This window comes from Nocardia goodfellowii, assembly GCF_017875645.1.
Classification (GTDB): domain Bacteria; phylum Actinomycetota; class Actinomycetes; order Mycobacteriales; family Mycobacteriaceae; genus Nocardia; species Nocardia goodfellowii.
This window is the reverse complement of record NZ_JAGGMR010000001.1, coordinates 4,480,633-4,496,184: the sequence shown is the minus strand read 5'-3', so window position 1 is coordinate 4,496,184 and position 15,552 is coordinate 4,480,633. Positions and strand designations below refer to the sequence as shown.

Here is a 15,552-nt window from a genome sequence, read left to right as displayed (position 1 = left end):
TTAACTGGGTACAGCGTACCCTATTATGGGTACAACGTACCCAGTTAATTTCGATTCGATTAGGCTGACCCCATGAGCAGCACGGAGACCAGCGGCAGCGGAGATATCGCGCGCACCCTAGACCTGCTGTGGGACAACGGTCCCCGCCCCAGTCGCGGCCCGAAACCCGGGCTCACGCTCGATCAGATCGTCGAGGCCGCGGTGCGGGTAGCCGACACCGAGGGACTGGAGGCGGTCACCATGCGCCGGGTCGCCACCGAACTCGGCATCGGCACCATGACGCTGTATCGCTATCTCCCCGGCAAGGGCGAGTTGCTCGATCTCATGCTGGACCGGGTCCAGCAGCCCGCACCGCTCGACGACGGCGAACCGGGCTGGCGCGCCGCCCTCGAGCGCATGGCCTACGACACACTCGCGCTCTACCGCCGCCATCCCTGGCTGGTCCAGGTGAACCAGACCCGGCCGGTCATGGGGCCGGCCGCCATGCAGGGCATGGAATTGGTTCTCGCGCAGATCAAACCGATGGGATTGACCGATCAGGAATTGATCAGCGTGGTCATCACCATCGACGGCTACGTCACCGGCGCGGCCCGCACCCAGCTCTACCACGAGGAAGCCGAGCGCAAGACCGGCCTCACCGACGCCGAATTCTGGACGGCCCAGTTGCCCGCGCTGGAGCGAGCGCTGGCCTCGGGCGACTATCCGCTGATGGCGTCGCTGTCCGAGGACGCCTTCGATCCGAGCTTCGACCACTTCGGATTCGGGTTGCAGCGCATTCTCGACGGCTTCGAAGTCCTGGTGCGGCAACGGAACTGACGGTCGCTACCCGCGCCGGTCCGGCCGCACCGCCATGCTGAGCTACACCGGCACCGGAGACTCCCGGAAGCGCTCCACATGCTCGGCCACCCATTGCTCGAAAGAGCGGGCCGGCCGACCCGTCACCCGCTGGACCGTGTCGACGACCGTCGTCGCGTCGGCGGCAGGCGCGGCGTACCACCCGATGACATATTCGGCGTCCTCCCGGGAAACGCCGGTGGCCGTCAGCCGGTCGATCGCCTGCGCATGGGTGATCGTGGCGAAAGAGATGTCGCGACCGAGAGCGCGGGAGAGGATCGCGACGCGCTGCCGCGGTGTCAGCGCTTCGGGGCCGGTCAGGTTGTAGACCCGGCCGGAGTGGCCGTCCTCGAGCAGGGCGACGGCGGCTACGGCACCGATGTCGGCTTCGTGCACGAGCGCGCTGGGAAGATCGTAGGGCTCGCGCACAACACCCTCGGCCCGGATCGAATCGGCCCAGGTCAACGTGTTGGACATGAATTCCTGCGGTTCCAGCCGGGTCCATTCCACGCCCGAGTCCGCGATGGCCTGTTCGACCGGCCCGACCGCGCCGCCCCACACCACGGTGATGCGCCGGACGCCCGCGTCGACCGCGCGGCGGACCAGTTCCGGGCCCACGTCGGCCAGACCCGCCGTCACGGTGACGTGCAGGCGTTCGACACCTTCCAGTACGGCGTCCAGCGTGTGCGGCTCGGTGTGCGTGCCCGCCATCAGCTCGACGCCTGAGGGCAATACCTCGACGGCCGCGGCGGGATTCCGCGTCAAAGCCCGGACCGGCGCTCCGCGCTCGATCAGCTCACGCACTACGTGGCGGCCGGTGTTTCCGGTGGCGCCGGTAACCAATGTGGTCATGTCGAGATCCTTTCGTCGCCACCGACGGTAGAACCTCAACAAAGATTAAGGTCAAACCTGCTGCGCGACGCGAACTTTCACCGACTCGATGCCCAGCGCGGCCGCCACCCGGCCCGCCGCGGGCTCGAGCTTCCGGACGGGCACTGTCACGCCGCCGAACAGCGACACGACCAGGTCGCCGCCGTCGATCTCCCAGGTACCGCCGATCCGGCCGTCGACCACCACGATCGGGGCGATCCAACCCGCCTTCTTGCTGACCTCGGACCGATAGGCGGCGGGCAGCAATTCGGTGTCCTTGGTGCCGGGGCCGAGGATGTACTGATCGAACGCGCCCAGCAGATGCACCGAGTGACCGGGTTTCGCCGCGGCCAGTTCGTCGGCGTGCTCAGCCCGGATATAGGCCTTCGTACCCTCGACGTCCACCTCGGTGAGCGCGTCGCCGAGCTCCGAGAACCAGCGGCGCACAGTCGGTTTACGGTTGTTGTTGCGGCTGAGCCAGGCGTCGAAGGTGTCCGGGGTGGCCGGTCCGTAGGCGCCGAGGTACGCGACGACGGCCGCCGGAGCCGCCTCGTCGGGCTCGGGGAGGCCCTGCCAGCCGGGAATCACCTGCGCCGGGGTGGTGAAGGTGATCCGGTTGCCTTGCGCCGCACCATGACACAGCGCCCCTTGCCAGGCCAGAGGCTTGAGCAGGGCGCCCCAACCGGATTTCAGCTCCTCCCCCAGCTTGTGGAAGGCGCGGTCCGCGAGCAGCGCCGCGACCAGTTCCTCGCGGGTGAGCGGCCGGTCCGCGAGGATGCCCGAGACAGCTTCGGTGAGCGCCTCGACCTCGGCGGGCGTGGCGCCGAATGTCTTCTGCCAGGAGGGCTTTTCCCAGATCCGAGTCGCCGCCATGAGGGGCAGGAACGCGGCGGCCGAGGCCGGGGCGAGCGCGTGCAGCGTGCCGCGCATGGCCCAGGTTTTCACCAGTGCGCCCTGTCCGAGAGCTCGGGTGAGCGCACCGGATTCGGGATGCGCACGGCGTAGAGCCACCGCGGTTTCCGCAGCGGAACCGACTTGGGTCTGCACGCCGCAGAGTCGCTCGACGAGCGCCGGCACCGGCGCCGCGGTCGGCTCCGAGACATACTGGCGGGCCAACCGCCACCGAAAGACTTGATCCCAACCGACCCGCACCGCCGCCTCCTGACTCGACTACGGTCCGAGCGTACTGCGGCACGCCGCGCTCAACGCGGCGCCTGCCGGGCAGTGACGCGCCGCAGCGCCGCGCGCAGGCCCGCCGACTCCTCGGCGCTGATCTGATCGACGAAGTGGCTCAGCACCAGATCCGAACGGCCGCCGGACTCCAACGCCTCCAGCATCACCCGCGCGCTGTGCTCCTCCCGGGTCAGCGTCGGCCAGTAGCGGTAGGCCTTGCCCGCGCGTTCGCGGGCCAGCCAGCCCTTGCGGTGCAGGTTGTCCATGGTCGACATGACAGTGGTGTAGGCGATCTCGCGCTCGGCGCTGAGTTCCTCATAGAGGTCGCGCACCGTGCTGTACTCGCAGTCCCGGTCCCAGATCCGGTCCATGATCACGGCCTCCAAGTCTCCGAATCCACGCACCGTGCCGAACTCCTCACCACTGATCATCCTGCCGCCGCCAGAGTACCGACCGTACGGCATTCCTACGGACCCGAGCCGTAGATTGACCCCAGCCGATTCCCCGCAGCGCCCAGGTGTGCGAACATATGTTCGATAGCGGACCGGAGCGTCGAGGAGGCTTCCCATGACACCTGAATCACGAGGCCACCCGCGCATTCAGGCTCGTGCGCAGGCCTCGATCCTGCATGCCGACCTCGACTCCTTCTACGCCTCGGTCGAACAGCGAGACAATCCCGCGCTGCGCGGCAAGCCGGTGATCGTCGGCGGCGGCGTGGTGCTCGCCGCCAGCTACGAGGCCAAGGCGTTCGGAATCCGCACACCGATGAACGGCGGCCAGGCGATCCGGCTGTGCCCGCACGCCATCGTCGTGCCGCCGCGCATGGGCGCCTACGCCGACGCGAGCAAAGCGGTGTTCGAGGTCTTCCGGGACACCACGCCCATCGTCGAGGGCATCTCCATCGACGAGGCGTTCCTCGATGTCGGCGGGCTGCGCCGGATCGCGGGCGAGCCCGTCGAGATCGCGCGGCGGCTGCGCGCCGACATCCGGGACAAGGTCGGCCTGCCCATTTCGGTGGGCATCGCGCGCACCAAGTTCCTCGCCAAGGTGGCCAGCGCGGTCGCCAAACCCGATGGTCTGCGACTGGTGCCGCCCGACGGCGAGCTCGATTTCCTGCACCCGCTGCCGGTCGAAAGATTATGGGGCGTAGGCGATGTCACCGCGGCGAAGTTGCACGAGCATGGCATCACCCGCATCGCCCAGCTGGCGGAACTGGGTGAGAGTCCACTACGCGCCATCGTCGGTCCCGCCGCGGCGCGGCACCTGTTCGCCTTGTCCATGGCCCGCGACCCGCGGCGCGTGGAAACCGGCCGCCGGCGGCGTTCGCTCGGCGCGCAACGCGCCCTCGGCCGCCACCACCGCCCGCCCGAGGAGATCGAGGCCTTCCTGCACGGCCTCATCGACCGGCTCGGTCGCCGCCTGCGCGCCGCGGACCGGGTGTGCCGAACGGTGGTGCTGCGCATGCGCTTCGACGATTTCAGCCGCGCCACCCGCTCCCACACACTGGCCGAGGCCACCGATTCCACCACCGTGATCCTCGACACGGCGCGCACCTTGCTGGCGACGGCCATGCCGATGATCACCGAGCGTGGCTTGACGCTGATCGGCCTCGCGCTGACCAACCTGGACGACGCGAACTCGGCACAGCTGACCCTGCCGCTGGAGACGCGCGCCGGCAACACCCTGGACGCGACCCTCGACGATCTGCGCCGGCGCTTCGGCTCCGCCGCCGTCACCCGCGCGACCCTGCTGCACCGCGGCGAGGGCCTGTCGGTTCCGCTGCTTCCGGACTAGCCCCTACGCCGCGGCACGGGGTCTACTCGCTCAGAGACGCTCGATGATGACAGCGTTGGCGAGACCGCCCGCCTCGCACATGGTTTGCAGGCCGTAGCGCCCGCCGGTCTGCTCCAGGTGGTTGAGCATGGTCGCCAGGATGCGGGTGCCCGAAGCCCCGAGCGGGTGGCCCAGGGCGATGGCGCCGCCGCGCGGGTTCAGCTTGGCCGGGTCCGCGTTCAGGTCGTGCTGCCAGACCAGCGGCACGGGAGCGAAAGCCTCGTTCACTTCGTAGGCGTCGATATCGTCGATGGTCAACCCGCCCTTGGCGAGGGCCTTGCGGGTGGCCGGAATGACGGCGGTGAGCATCAGCAGCGGATCGTCGCCGGTGACGGCGAAGGAGTGGAAGCGGGCCCGTGGACGCAGACCGAGCTGCGCGGCCTTCTCCGCGCTCATGATCAGTGCGGCCGAGGCGCCGTCGGTGAGCGGCGAGGAGTTGCCCGGCGTGATCGACCAGTCGATCTCCGGGAACCGCTGCTTCATCGCTTCGTCGACGAACGCGGGCCGCAGCCCGGCCAAACCCTCCGGAGTGGTGGTGGCGCGGATGGTTTCGTCGGCCGTGAGCGTGCCCGCGGCGACGAGTTCATTGTCGAAGCCACCGGCGGCGGCGGTATCGGCGGCCAGCCGGTGCGAGCGGGCGGCGAACGCGTCGAGGGTCTGGCGGTCCAGTTTCCAGCGCTGGGTGATGATCTCCGCCGAAATACCCTGCTGGATCAGCCCATCCGGGAAGCGGTGCGCGATCGGGCCCCGATTGGCGTCCTTGCCCTGGGCGTTGGAGAACATCGGCACCCGGCTCATCGATTCCACGCCGCAGGCGATGGCGATGTCGTAGGCGCCGGCCAGCACGCCCTGCGCCGCGAAATGCGCGGCCTGCTGCGAGGATCCGCACTGCCGATCCACGGTGGTGGCGGGCACAGATTCCGGGAACCCGGCCGCCAGCACCGCGGTGCGCGAGATATTGAACGCCTGCTCGCCGCTCTGGGTGACGCATCCGCCGATCACATCGTCGACCAGGGCGGGATCCAGGTCATTGCGTTCGATCAGCGCGGCCAGGACTCCAGCCAGCAGCGTCGCCGGATGCACATCCGACAGTCCACCACCGGGTTTCCCCTTTCCCGATGGCGTACGAACAACGTCGACAATGACAGCGGAAGTCATGGCGGCTCCTAGCTCGGCGCTGCCGATCGGCAGGCGAACGGCGATTAACTTAACCCACCATACCGCGCGCGGCCTCCGCCTCGATACGGGGGAATTGCGCACCCATGGCGTCGGCGAGCGCACGGGCCCCCGACAGCGGGCGCACCATCACGGTGAGTTCATCGATCAGCCCGTTCTCGTCGAGATGCAGGAAGTCGCAGCCGTGCACCGCCTTACCGCCCACCGTGGCCTCGAACACCAGGGCCTGATCGCGGCCATCGGCACTGACGAGCTCACGCACATATCGGAAATCCTCGAACACCCGCAGCACACCACGCAGGATCGCGGCCGTGATCGGCTTGCCCGGATAGGGCTTGAACGCGACCGGACTGGTGAACACCACGTTCTCCGCCAGGGTCGCGGCCAGCGCGTCACCGTCTCGCGCTTCGACCGCCTTCTTGAAGGCTTCCATCGCCACCTCGCATATGCAACTCGTTGAATAGGTGGCCTCACCCTAACCCTGCGGCCCGGGCGGCGGGAACCCCGTGCCGACGATCGAGAACCTCACTCGTGCGCGGCTTTGTGACGCTGGTAGTAGCGAGCGACCCGGGCGCGGTTGCCGCAGCGGTCCGGTGCACACCACTGCCGGCGGGGATGCGCGGGCAGGAACAGCAGCACGCAGTCGTCCGCCGCGCAGCGCCGTATCCGGGCGACAGCCGGGTCGGCGAACAGATCGATCGCCGCGTCGGCGAGCGCGGCGGCCAGACGTGCGGCCGAGTCACCCTCGCGCACAACGGTTGCCGCGAGCGACCCGCCGTCCCAGACCAGGCGGCGGACAGCGGGGGCAGCGGATACGGCGGCCGCCAGCCCGCGCAGGGCGGCGGCGGGTGGCCGTCGGCCGTCGAGCAGCGCGTCCGATACCGCCGAAATGTGTTCGCGCACATCGAGTACCGCGTCCAGGTCCGCGCGGGTGGGACGCGCGGGTGCCTCCGGCAATCGATCGGCCTGCGCGTGCAGCCACCGCGTCAGCTGTTCGGTAGTCCGCAGCAGGTCGACGCCGACCGGACGGGTGTTCACCAGGTCCAGGGGCAGCGGTTCGCCGATCAGCGGTTCGAGCTCGGTCACAAACTAATGGTAACTCATCGGATTGACACGTTAGTCGGGTCTGGGCTAGAACTAATGCATATCGAGCTAGAGAAAGCATGTGAAGCGATGAATCTCCTCCCCTTGGTCCAGCACCGCAGCATCGACGTCGACGGCGTGCGGGTGTTCTACCGCGAGTCCGTGCCTACCCGCGCCGACGCACCGGTCCTGTTGCTGCTGCACGGGTTTCCGTCCGCCTCGCATCAGTTCCGGCGCCTCATCGACGCGCTCGGCGGCGACTACCGGCTGATCGCGCCGGACTACCCCGGCTTCGGCAATACCGCCGCCCCCGCGGGGTTCGAGTACAGCTTCGATCGGCTGGCCGACGTCACGGCGGGATTCGTCCAGCAGCTCGGGCTGACCCGCTTCGCCGTCTACGTCTTCGACTTCGGCGCACCGGTCGGCTTCCGGCTCGCGACTCGTCATCCGGAATGGATCACCGGCGTGGTCGTGCAGAACGGCAACGCGTACGAGGCTGGATTATCGGCGCAGGCAAGGGATTTCGTCGCCCTGCGGCCGGAGGCCGACGGCGCGGCGGACACCATCCGCGGGCTGCTGACCCTGGAGGGCACTCGCGGCCAATACGAACACGGCGTCACCGATATCACCGCGCTCGATCCGCAGAGCTGGATCCTCGATCAGCATTACCTCGACCTGCCCGGCCGCGCGGAAGCCCAACTCGCGCTGGCCTTCGACTACCACTCCAATCTCGCCCGCTACCCCGAATGGCAGGCCTGGCTCCGCGAATACGCTCCCCCGGCGCTGATCGTCTGGGGTGCCAACGACCCGTTCTTCCCGGCCCCCGGCGCGCACGCCTACCTCGCCGACCTGCCCGGCGCCGAACTGCACCTCTTCGACACCGGCCATTTCGCCCTGGAAACCCACCTCGCCGACATCGCGCCACTCATCGCGGATTTCCTCGACCGCCTACCGGTCGACCTCGGCGAGCGAGCGGCGATCGCGGCCACCGCCGGGTGAACTCGCGCTGATTCACCCCGGCTCAGGGCGCTAGCGCGAGCATCCAGATCGGCAGGAGGGCGGCGGTCACGACGGTCGACTTGACCACCGCGGCGGCGACGAGGTCGATTTCGCCGTCGTAGCGCTGGGCGTAGATGAAGGCGTTCTGCGGGGCGGGCATGGCGGCGATGACCACGAACATCGCCAAAGTGCTGCCCTGCAGGCCGAACACGTAGTGCAGCGACGCCCACATCAGCAGCGGAAACGCCAGACATTTGACGGCGATCAGCAGGTATTCGTCGCGGGCCACCGGACGCCAGCGCATACCGTAGGTGCCGACGTGCAGGCCCAGCGCGAACAGCGCGACCGGCGAGGCGGCCGCGCCGGCGAACTCCAGACCCTCCAGCACCGGCTCGGGCACCCGCAGATTCACCAGATTGGCCAGAACGCCCGCGGTACACGCCACGACCACGGGCGTACTGAGCGCCGAGCCCACCGCGCGCCACACACCGCGACCCTGCCCCGCCTCCTCGTCCGAGCGGCCGTGCTCCAGCACGGTGAGCACGATGACGGTCAGCACACACACTTGGAACAGCACGATGGGGAAGATCGCGGACGCGTCCCCGAACAGGAAGTCCAGCACCGGAAGCGCGAAATACGCCGCGTTCACCTGCACCGCGCACATACATCGCAGCGCGACTCCCGACGCGTTCGCGCCGATCACCCATTTGCCGAAGATCGCCATCAGCACCAGCGTGAGGATCGCGGTGGCGGCGTACCCGCCCACCGCCGCCGGCGCGAACAACGCCCCCAAATTCGCGTGATAGAGCTTCGGAAACAGATACGCGGGGATCGCGAACAGGAACGCGAAGTCGCTGAACGCCTTCGCCGCCTCGCCGGCCAGCACCTTCCGCGCCCCGAACACCGCACCCGCGCTGAACACGATCAGCACCGGCGCGAGTTTCGCCAGGGTAGCCGCGACGGCACCAATCATCACATCACCCCATCAATCCACGGCTCAACGCCGCCCATTGTGCTCCTGGGCGACGTGGCTCCGGCGCCAGGGGTGACAGGCGCCGTGGCTGGTCAGCGGGATCGCTTGGGGCGCTTGTCCATCAGCCGGAGGATGAGCGGCGTGAAGATGAGCTGCATGGCCAGTTCCATTTTGCCGCCCGGGACGACGATGCAGTTCGGCCGGGACATGAACGAGTCGTGCAGCATCGACAACAGATACGGGAAGTCGATGACCTTGGGATCGGCGAAGCGGATGACGACGAAACTCTCGTCCGCGGTGGGGATGGTGCGGGCGATGAACGGGTTCGAGGTATCGACGGTGGGAACGCGCTGGAAATTGACATAGGTGTGCGAGAACTGCGGGCAGATGTATTTCACGTAGTCGGGCATGCGGCGCAGGATGGTGTCGATCACGGCTTCGCTGGAGTAGCCGCGTTCGGTCTTGTCCCGGATGACCTTCTGAATCCATTCCAGATTGACGATCGGGACCACCCCGACGAGCAGGTCGGCGTAGCGAGCGACATTGACGCTGTCGGTGATCGCCGCGCCGTGCAGACCCTCATAGAACAGCAGGTCGCTGCCGGGCGCGAGATCCTCCCACGGCGTGAAGGTGCCCGCGGGCTGGCCGTAGGGCTTCGCCTCGCCCTCGTCGTGCAGATACTTGCGCACCGAACCGACGCCGGTCTCCCCGTACTCCCGGAACAGGGTCTCCAGTTCCTTCAGCAGGTTCGCCTCCTCCCCGAAATGCGAGAAGGTGAAGTTGCGGTTCTGTTCGGCCTCGGCCATCGCCGATTTCATCTCGTCGCGGTCGTAGCGATGGAACGAATCCCCTTCCACGATCGCCGCGTAGATGCCTTCGCGCCGGAAGATCTCCTGGAAGGTGCGGGTGACGCTGGTCGTGCCCGCACCGGAGGATCCGGTGATCGCGACAACGGGATGTTTGACCGACATGGCGGCTCCTGGGGTTACACGGGGTTGGCGCGGCCTGCTGGGCGGAACAGCGAACGGGTCCCGAACAGCGAGCTGTCGAAGCGGGGTCCCTCTTCAGGTTCGCTGTGATAGTGCTCGATACGTTGCACCTCGTTGCGGGAGCCGAAAATCAGCGGAACCCGCTGGTGCACCTCGGTGGGCACCACCTCGCGCACCCGATCGCCGCCCGTGGTCGCCCAGCCCCCGGCCTGTTCGACGATGAACGCGATCGGATTCGCGCCGTAGAGCAGCGCGACCTGACCGGCGCGTTGCGGCGGCCGGGTGTCGTACGGATACAGGTAGACCCCGCCGCGGGTCAGGATGTGGAAGGTGTCCGCCACCAGGGACGCCACCCAGCGCATATTGAAGTCCCGGCCGCGCGGTCCGTCGATTCCGTCGAGACACTCGTGCACGTAGCGGCGCACCGGCCGTTCCCAGAATCGCTCGTTGGCGGCGTTGATCGCGAAACCCGTTGTCTCCTCGGGGATTCGCATGCGAGGATGGGTCAGCACGAAGGCGCCGATCTCGCGATCGAGAGTGAAGCCGTCGACCCCGCTCCCGGTGGTGAGCACCAGCATCGTCGCCGGTCCGTAGAGGGTGAACCCGGCACACACCTGCCGGGTGCCGGGTTGCAGGAAGTCCGCGTCCGAAGGCTCCGCGCCGGACCCGGCTGGGGCCCGCAGCACACTGAAGATCGTGCCGACCGGCAGATTCACGTCGATATTCGACGAGCCGTCCAGCGGGTCGTAGGCCAGCAGATATTTCCCGCGCCGATGCGCGTCGGGCACGGGCTGGGCACCGCTCATCTGCTCGGACAGCAGTGCCGAAAGATGGCCGGTCCATTGGGTTTCCGACACCATGATGTCGTTGGCGATAGTGTCGAGCTTGCGACGCGACCCGACGATCGCACCCCTGGTCACCTGATTGGCGATGATCTTCGTGGCGGTGGCGACGACATTGACCAGACCCGAGAATTCACCGGACGAGCCGGGATGCCGGTGCTCCTCTTCGATCGTGTAGCGGGTGAGCGTCTTCAGTCCTTCTGGCATCGGCGTCTGTCCAGGGGTCAGGGTCCATCGGCGAACACGCTGCTGCCGTAGACATCTCGATCGGTCAACGTGATCAGGTCGGTCTTGCTGAGCGGGCGGTGCAGTTCGACCAGTCGTTTGGCGTGGCGCAGCCGGCAGCGGTCCACGGCGTTGCGGACGCTGCGCGCGTTGGAGAACCGCGGCCGGTCCATCCGGCGGGTGAGGTACTCGGCGAACGCGGCCCGCGCGGCGTCGTCGAAGCGGAAGTTCTGCTCCGCCACCATCAGATCGGCGATGGCCACCAGTTCCTCGTGGGTGTAGTCGACGAACTCCAGGTGATGGGCCACCCGGGAGGACAGCCCGGGATTGGCGGAGAAGAACCGCTCCATCCGGTCCGGGTAGCCCGCGAAGATCACCACCAGGCTGGCCCGCTCGCTCTCCATCTCCTGCAACAGGATCTCGATGACCTCCTGGCCGTAATCCCGCTCGTTCTCCGGCCGGAACAGGTAATAGGCCTCATCGATGAACAGCACGCCGCCCGCCGCCTTGGCGACGGCCTCCTTGGTCTTGGGCGCCGTATGACCGATGAACTGACCGACCAGATCGTCTCGGGTCACGGTGTGCACCTTGGGTTTCCGGATATAGCCGAGGGTGTGCAGCAGTTCGGCCATGCGCAGAGCCACTGTGGTCTTACCGGTACCCGGCCCGCCGGTGAAACTCATATGCATGGTGGGCTTGGCCGATTCCAGCCCGAAGCGCCGCCGGGCCCGGTCGATCAGCAGCAGCGCCGCGATCTCCCGGACCCGGCGCTTGACGTTCGCCAAACCGACCAGCTCCTCGTCGAGCCGGCGCAGCGTCAGTTCGACGTCCTCGCCCGCGATGTCGGTCGACAGGTCCAGCACCGCGTCGTCAGCCAGGATCGGCGGCGGCTCCGGCGCGGCGTCCGGCACCGGCCGCGGCCCCTGCGGACTCGGCCGGTGCAGCCGGAAACCGTTGCTCTCAGCCGCCATACCGCGCGCCCTGCGGTTTCTCGGTGGCATAGGAACGCAGCCCGTAGGTTTGGCGTCGATCCGGGCCTTCGGTGCGGGTCAGTTCGAAGCCGGGTTCGACGGCCGGGCGCTGCACCAGAAAGCTCAGCGCGGTCGTCTGCCGCCCGAAGCGGGCGTCGTAGGCCAGCACTCGGACATAGTGCCGCGGGAAAGTGGCGCGGCAGGCGTTGATCTCGGCCAGCACGCCGTCGGGTTCGTCGAGATCGAACAGCGGCAGTCCCCACATCTGCCAGTAGGCGTTGCGCGGGTGCGGATCGTCGGTGTATTCCACCGACACCGGCCAGCTGTTGAGCAGTGCGTAACGCACCTGCGCGGCGATGTCGGCATCGGTGAATTCCGGAAGATAGGAGAAGGTTCCGTGACGCAGATACATGGCGGCGCCTTTCAGTGGGTGGGCGTCGGCACCGCGTCGGGTGCGTCGGTGGAGGTGTAGTCGAAGGTCACATCACCCCAGGTGGCGAGGGCGACGTCGAGCGGGCGGCACCATTCGGCCGCCTTGCGCAGGACCTCGGGTCCTTCCTTCAGCAGATCGCGGCCTTCGTTGCGCGCCTGCACCACCGCTTCCAGGGCGACCCGGTTGGCTTCCGCGCCGGCGGCGATACCGAGGGGGTGCCCGATGGTGCCGCCGCCGAATTGCAGCACCACGTCGTCGCCGAAAAGATCGAGCAGCTGGTGCATCTGGCCGGCGTGGATGCCGCCGGAGGCCACCGGCAGCACACCGGGCAGGCTGGCCCAGTCCTGGTCGAAGAAGATGCCGTTGCCCGGATTGGTGGGAATGTGGTTCTCCCGCAACGTGTCGTAGAAGCCCCGCGTGGTCGCGGGATCGCCTTCCAGTTTGCCGACGACGGTGCCCGCGTGCAGGTGATCGACCCCGATCAGGCGACACCATTTGGCCAGCACCCGGAAACTCACACCGTGCGTCTTCTGCCGGGTGAAGGTCGAATGCCCGGCCCGATGCAGATGCAGCAGCACACCGTTGCGCCGCGCCCAGTGCGACATCGACTGCATCGCGGTGTAGCCGACGGTCAGGTCCATCATGACGACGACACTGCCGAGCTCCTTGGCGAATTCGGCCCGCTCGTACATGTCCTCCATGGTGGCCGCGGTGACATTGAGGTAGTGGCCCTTGATCTCGCCGGTGTCGGCCATCGCCCGGTTCACGCCCTCCATGGCGTACAGGTACCGGTCCCGCCAGCGCATGAACGGCTGGGAGTTGATGTTCTCGTCGTCCTTGGTGAAATCCAGGCCGCCCATGCAGGCCTCGTAGATCACCCGGCCGTAATTGCGCGCGGACAAGCCGAGTTTCGGTTTGACCGTCGCACCCAGCAAAGGACGACCGTATTTGTTCAGGTACTCACGTTCCATCACGGTGCCGTGCGGCGGACCCTGAAAGGTCTTCACGTACGCGACGGGGATGCGCATGTCCTCCAGGCGCAGCGCCAGCAGCGGTTTGAAACCGAAGACGTTGCCGATCACCGAGGAGGTCAGATTGGTGATCGAACCCTCCTCGAACAGGTCGAGATCATAAGCGACATAGGCGAAATACTCGCCGGGGCGGCCCGGGACCTCCTCGACCCGGTAGCACTTGGCCTGATACTTCGAATGCGCGGTGAGCCGGTCGGTCCACACCACGGTCCAAGTGGCCGTGGAGGATTCGCCCGCCACCGCGGCGGCGGCCTCGATCGGATCGACGCCACGCTGCGGGGTCACCCGGAACACGGCCAGCACATCGGTGTCCGAGGGCTGGTAGTCGGGCGCGTAATATCCCATCGACGCGTAGGACTGGACGCCTGGATCCCAGCGATCCCGTTCGATTTCGTCGGCCATGAATTCTCCTGAGTCCGTGGGGAATTCCAGGATGAGGCCGGCGGAGATCACAAACAATTTGATTGTTCCTGCGCATACTCAACCGTTTCGTTGAGTTTGCTACCGTCGAGGACAACGGATAAGGCAGCGCGCAACGATTCGAGGAGGGTGGTGGCCGGGTGGCGGGCGGGCCGGTGAGCGCGACACGGATGGAAACGTTCCTGGTCGTCGCCCGCCAGGGCAGCATCCGCCGCGCCGCCGGCCAGCTGCACGTCACCGAGGCGGCCGTCTCCGCCGCCGTCGCGCACATCGAAAAACAGCTGGGCGCCAAGCTGATCGCGAAAACCGGTCGCGGCATCGCGTTGACCGAGGCGGGCCGGGTCTACGCCGGCTACTGCCGCAGCATCCTCGGTCTCATGAAGGAGGCGCACGCCGCGGTCCAGCGGGCCGACACCGGGCGGCTGCGCATCGGAGTCGTCGCCACCGCGGGCGAATACGTCCTGCTCCGACCGCTCGCCTCCTTCCGCCGCCGCTATCCCGAAGTCGAACTCAGCCTGTCGGTGCACCCCCGCGACGTCCTGTTCGTCGAATTGCAGCACCACGAAACCGATTTGGTGATCGCGGGCCGCCCACCCCGCGATGCCGGACTGGTCACCCGTGCCCGCCGGCCCAGCCGGCTGGTCGTGGTCGGGCCGCCCGGCCGCCATCCGCTGCGCAGCACCTGGCTGCTCCGCGGCCGCGGCTCCGGCACCCGGGACGCCACCCTGGAGCTGCTCGACCACCTCGGCCGCAACCCGCCCACCCTCACCCTCGGCTCGCACGGAGCGGTCCTGGCCGCCGCCCGAGAAGGCTTGGGCGTCACCCTGATTCACAGCGACGCCGTCGAACAGGACCTCGAATCCGGGGTACTCGCCATCCTCCCCGTCGACGGCACCCCGCTCGATCGCCCCTGGAACGCCATCACCACCGGCACCCCCACCCCGACCACCCGCCTGTTCCTCGCCCACCTGCTCGACCCGGGCCAAGTCGGCGGAGACGCCTTCTACCCGCCGTGAGCCGTCGATTCCCGTACGGCAAGATGCAGCCATGGGCGTGTACTGCGAGCGGATCGTCGTTCTCGAAGCATCGGAGGCGGATGCGGGGCCGCTCGCACACCGCGTCATCGACCGGCTGATCACCGACGGAATCCTGACCCGCGAGAAGTCCAGCGAGCGAATGTACAGCGACTACGCCGCCGAAGGCTATGTCCCAGGACCGAATTGGCACCACGTCACCGTCGAGCAATGGGAGCCCGGCCCCGTCGCGGTCGCCCTGGGACGCAACGCGTTCGTCGAGGGCCAAGGCGCGGACACCCCCGACTACGCGCGATGCCCCGACTGCTCCGCCGACACCGTGATCATCGACTACCCCGCAGGCCATTGGGAACCCGATCGCGCCCGCTGGGCGCCGCTGGCCGCCGCCATCACCGCGTGGCGCGGCACCGGCACGGGCACCGTCGACTGTCCGGCCTGCGGGGCCACCACCCCGATCACGCGCTGGCAGTGGTCCTCCGGCTTCGCCCTGAGCACCCTGGCCTTCGAATTCTGGAGCTGGCCACCGCTGACCGATGCATTCGAACGCGAGCTGGCCGCGCGCCTCGGCCACCCGATCGTGCGCCAAGTCGTCAAACTCTGAGGCGGAATACCCAGGGCGACAGGCGCGGCGGCACGCGGATTCTCGCGAACCTGCCACGCCGCGTA

Annotated in this window: 17 protein-coding genes; 5 read left to right on the top strand and 12 right to left on the bottom strand. The window is 67.9% G+C overall.

Annotated features, from left to right (window positions below; genetic code table 11):
- The first annotated feature begins 72 nt into the window (after positions 1–72).
- Complete coding sequence (locus BJ987_RS20655; RefSeq protein WP_209892618.1) at positions 73–816, top strand: TetR/AcrR family transcriptional regulator; 744 nt, start codon at positions 73–75, stop codon at positions 814–816.
- Between the two features lie 42 nt (positions 817–858).
- Here BJ987_RS20655 and BJ987_RS20650 read toward each other — a convergent pair whose 3' ends face one another.
- The 3 genes from BJ987_RS20650 to BJ987_RS20640 are packed head-to-tail and all read right to left on the bottom strand — an operon-like array spanning position 859 to position 3,308.
- On the bottom strand, positions 859–1,686 hold the full coding sequence (locus BJ987_RS20650; RefSeq protein ID WP_209892615.1) for an NmrA family NAD(P)-binding protein: 828 nt from the start codon (positions 1,684–1,686) through the stop codon (positions 859–861).
- 51 nt (positions 1,687–1,737) lie between these two features.
- On the bottom strand, positions 1,738–2,856 hold the full coding sequence (locus BJ987_RS20645; protein WP_209892585.1) for a winged helix DNA-binding domain-containing protein: 1,119 nt from the start codon (positions 2,854–2,856) through the stop codon (positions 1,738–1,740).
- Between the two features lie 50 nt (positions 2,857–2,906).
- Complete coding sequence (locus BJ987_RS20640) at positions 2,907–3,308, bottom strand: BlaI/MecI/CopY family transcriptional regulator (RefSeq protein ID WP_209892582.1); 402 nt, start codon at positions 3,306–3,308, stop codon at positions 2,907–2,909.
- A gap of 136 nt (positions 3,309–3,444) precedes the next feature.
- Between BJ987_RS20640 and dinB the strand changes: the two genes are divergently transcribed.
- Complete coding sequence (gene dinB, locus BJ987_RS20635) at positions 3,445–4,671, top strand: DNA polymerase IV (protein WP_209892580.1); 1,227 nt, start codon at positions 3,445–3,447, stop codon at positions 4,669–4,671.
- Positions 4,672–4,701: 30 nt separating this feature from the next.
- On the opposite strand, the gene BJ987_RS20630 is transcribed toward dinB, so the two are convergent.
- The 3 genes from BJ987_RS20630 to BJ987_RS20620 all read right to left on the bottom strand — a co-directional run bounded on the left by BJ987_RS20630 (position 4,702) and on the right by BJ987_RS20620 (position 6,972).
- Positions 4,702–5,868 (bottom strand): thiolase family protein, encoded by a 1,167-nt coding sequence (locus BJ987_RS20630; RefSeq protein ID WP_209892577.1) that lies wholly within the window; start codon positions 5,866–5,868, stop codon positions 4,702–4,704.
- Positions 5,869–5,917: 49 nt separating this feature from the next.
- The gene (locus tag BJ987_RS20625) at positions 5,918–6,319 is read right to left on the bottom strand and encodes a nuclear transport factor 2 family protein (protein WP_209898795.1); all 402 of its coding nucleotides are present in this window, start codon (positions 6,317–6,319) and stop codon (positions 5,918–5,920) included.
- 92 nt (positions 6,320–6,411) lie between these two features.
- On the bottom strand, positions 6,412–6,972 hold the full coding sequence (locus BJ987_RS20620; protein WP_209892574.1) for a CGNR zinc finger domain-containing protein: 561 nt from the start codon (positions 6,970–6,972) through the stop codon (positions 6,412–6,414).
- Between the two features lie 87 nt (positions 6,973–7,059).
- Between BJ987_RS20620 and BJ987_RS20615 the strand changes: the two genes are divergently transcribed.
- The gene (locus BJ987_RS20615; RefSeq protein ID WP_209892570.1) at positions 7,060–7,968 is read left to right on the top strand and encodes an alpha/beta fold hydrolase; all 909 of its coding nucleotides are present in this window, start codon (positions 7,060–7,062) and stop codon (positions 7,966–7,968) included.
- A 22-nt stretch (positions 7,969–7,990) separates the two neighbouring features.
- Here BJ987_RS20615 and BJ987_RS20610 read toward each other — a convergent pair whose 3' ends face one another.
- The 6 genes from BJ987_RS20610 to BJ987_RS20585 all read right to left on the bottom strand — a co-directional run bounded on the left by BJ987_RS20610 (position 7,991) and on the right by BJ987_RS20585 (position 13,834).
- Positions 7,991–8,941: an AEC family transporter gene (locus BJ987_RS20610; protein WP_245366058.1), complete on the bottom strand. Its 951-nt coding sequence runs from the start codon at positions 8,939–8,941 to the stop codon at positions 7,991–7,993.
- Between the two features lie 92 nt (positions 8,942–9,033).
- Positions 9,034–9,912 (bottom strand): phosphoribulokinase, encoded by an 879-nt coding sequence (locus BJ987_RS20605; RefSeq protein WP_209892567.1) that lies wholly within the window; start codon positions 9,910–9,912, stop codon positions 9,034–9,036.
- A 14-nt stretch (positions 9,913–9,926) separates the two neighbouring features.
- Entirely contained in the window at positions 9,927–10,979 is a 1,053-nt protein-coding gene (locus tag BJ987_RS20600) for a class 1 fructose-bisphosphatase (protein ID WP_209892564.1), read from the bottom strand.
- A 17-nt stretch (positions 10,980–10,996) separates the two neighbouring features.
- Positions 10,997–11,968, bottom strand: coding sequence for an AAA family ATPase (locus tag BJ987_RS20595; RefSeq protein ID WP_209892562.1), 972 nt, complete (start codon positions 11,966–11,968; stop codon positions 10,997–10,999).
- A complete protein-coding gene (locus tag BJ987_RS20590) occupies positions 11,958–12,380 on the bottom strand; it encodes a ribulose bisphosphate carboxylase small subunit (protein WP_209892559.1) in 423 nt (140 codons plus the stop codon). Before BJ987_RS20590 ends, BJ987_RS20595 begins: the two co-directional genes overlap by 11 nt.
- 11 nt (positions 12,381–12,391) lie before the next feature.
- Positions 12,392–13,834 carry a form I ribulose bisphosphate carboxylase large subunit gene (locus BJ987_RS20585; protein ID WP_209892556.1) on the bottom strand — a complete coding sequence of 481 codons (1,443 nt, stop codon included), beginning with the start codon at positions 13,832–13,834 and terminating at the stop codon, positions 12,392–12,394.
- A gap of 173 nt (positions 13,835–14,007) precedes the next feature.
- Between BJ987_RS20585 and BJ987_RS20580 the strand changes: the two genes are divergently transcribed.
- Positions 14,008–14,868 (top strand): LysR family transcriptional regulator, encoded by an 861-nt coding sequence (locus BJ987_RS20580; RefSeq protein ID WP_307869694.1) that lies wholly within the window; start codon positions 14,008–14,010, stop codon positions 14,866–14,868.
- A 31-nt stretch (positions 14,869–14,899) separates the two neighbouring features.
- Positions 14,900–15,487, top strand: coding sequence for a hypothetical protein (locus BJ987_RS20575; protein WP_209892553.1), 588 nt, complete (start codon positions 14,900–14,902; stop codon positions 15,485–15,487).
- The last annotated feature ends 65 nt before the right edge of the window (positions 15,488–15,552 follow it).

What these genes read in the sequence shown, in the direction of transcription:
- BJ987_RS20605 (WP_209892567.1), bottom strand. Translation starts at nt 9,912, where the DNA reads ATGTCGGTCAAACATCCCGTTGTCGCGATCACCGGATCCTCCGGTGCG.
- BJ987_RS20610 (WP_245366058.1), bottom strand. Translation starts at nt 8,941, where the DNA reads ATGATTGGTGCCGTCGCGGCTACCCTGGCGAAACTCGCGCCGGTGCTG.
- BJ987_RS20600 (WP_209892564.1), bottom strand. Translation starts at nt 10,979, where the DNA reads ATGCCAGAAGGACTGAAGACGCTCACCCGCTACACGATCGAAGAGGAG.
- BJ987_RS20640 (WP_209892582.1), bottom strand. Translation starts at nt 3,308, where the DNA reads ATGATCAGTGGTGAGGAGTTCGGCACGGTGCGTGGATTCGGAGACTTG.
- BJ987_RS20575 (WP_209892553.1), top strand. Translation starts at nt 14,900, where the DNA reads ATGGGCGTGTACTGCGAGCGGATCGTCGTTCTCGAAGCATCGGAGGCG.
- BJ987_RS20650 (WP_209892615.1), bottom strand. Translation starts at nt 1,686, where the DNA reads ATGACCACATTGGTTACCGGCGCCACCGGAAACACCGGCCGCCACGTA.
- BJ987_RS20655 (WP_209892618.1), top strand. Translation starts at nt 73, where the DNA reads ATGAGCAGCACGGAGACCAGCGGCAGCGGAGATATCGCGCGCACCCTA.
- BJ987_RS20595 (WP_209892562.1), bottom strand. Translation starts at nt 11,968, where the DNA reads ATGGCGGCTGAGAGCAACGGTTTCCGGCTGCACCGGCCGAGTCCGCAG.
- dinB (WP_209892580.1), top strand. Translation starts at nt 3,445, where the DNA reads ATGACACCTGAATCACGAGGCCACCCGCGCATTCAGGCTCGTGCGCAG.
- BJ987_RS20615 (WP_209892570.1), top strand. Translation starts at nt 7,060, where the DNA reads ATGAATCTCCTCCCCTTGGTCCAGCACCGCAGCATCGACGTCGACGGC.
- BJ987_RS20625 (WP_209898795.1), bottom strand. Translation starts at nt 6,319, where the DNA reads ATGGAAGCCTTCAAGAAGGCGGTCGAAGCGCGAGACGGTGACGCGCTG.
- BJ987_RS20590 (WP_209892559.1), bottom strand. Translation starts at nt 12,380, where the DNA reads ATGTATCTGCGTCACGGAACCTTCTCCTATCTTCCGGAATTCACCGAT.
- BJ987_RS20585 (WP_209892556.1), bottom strand. Translation starts at nt 13,834, where the DNA reads ATGGCCGACGAAATCGAACGGGATCGCTGGGATCCAGGCGTCCAGTCC.
- BJ987_RS20630 (WP_209892577.1), bottom strand. Translation starts at nt 5,868, where the DNA reads ATGACTTCCGCTGTCATTGTCGACGTTGTTCGTACGCCATCGGGAAAG.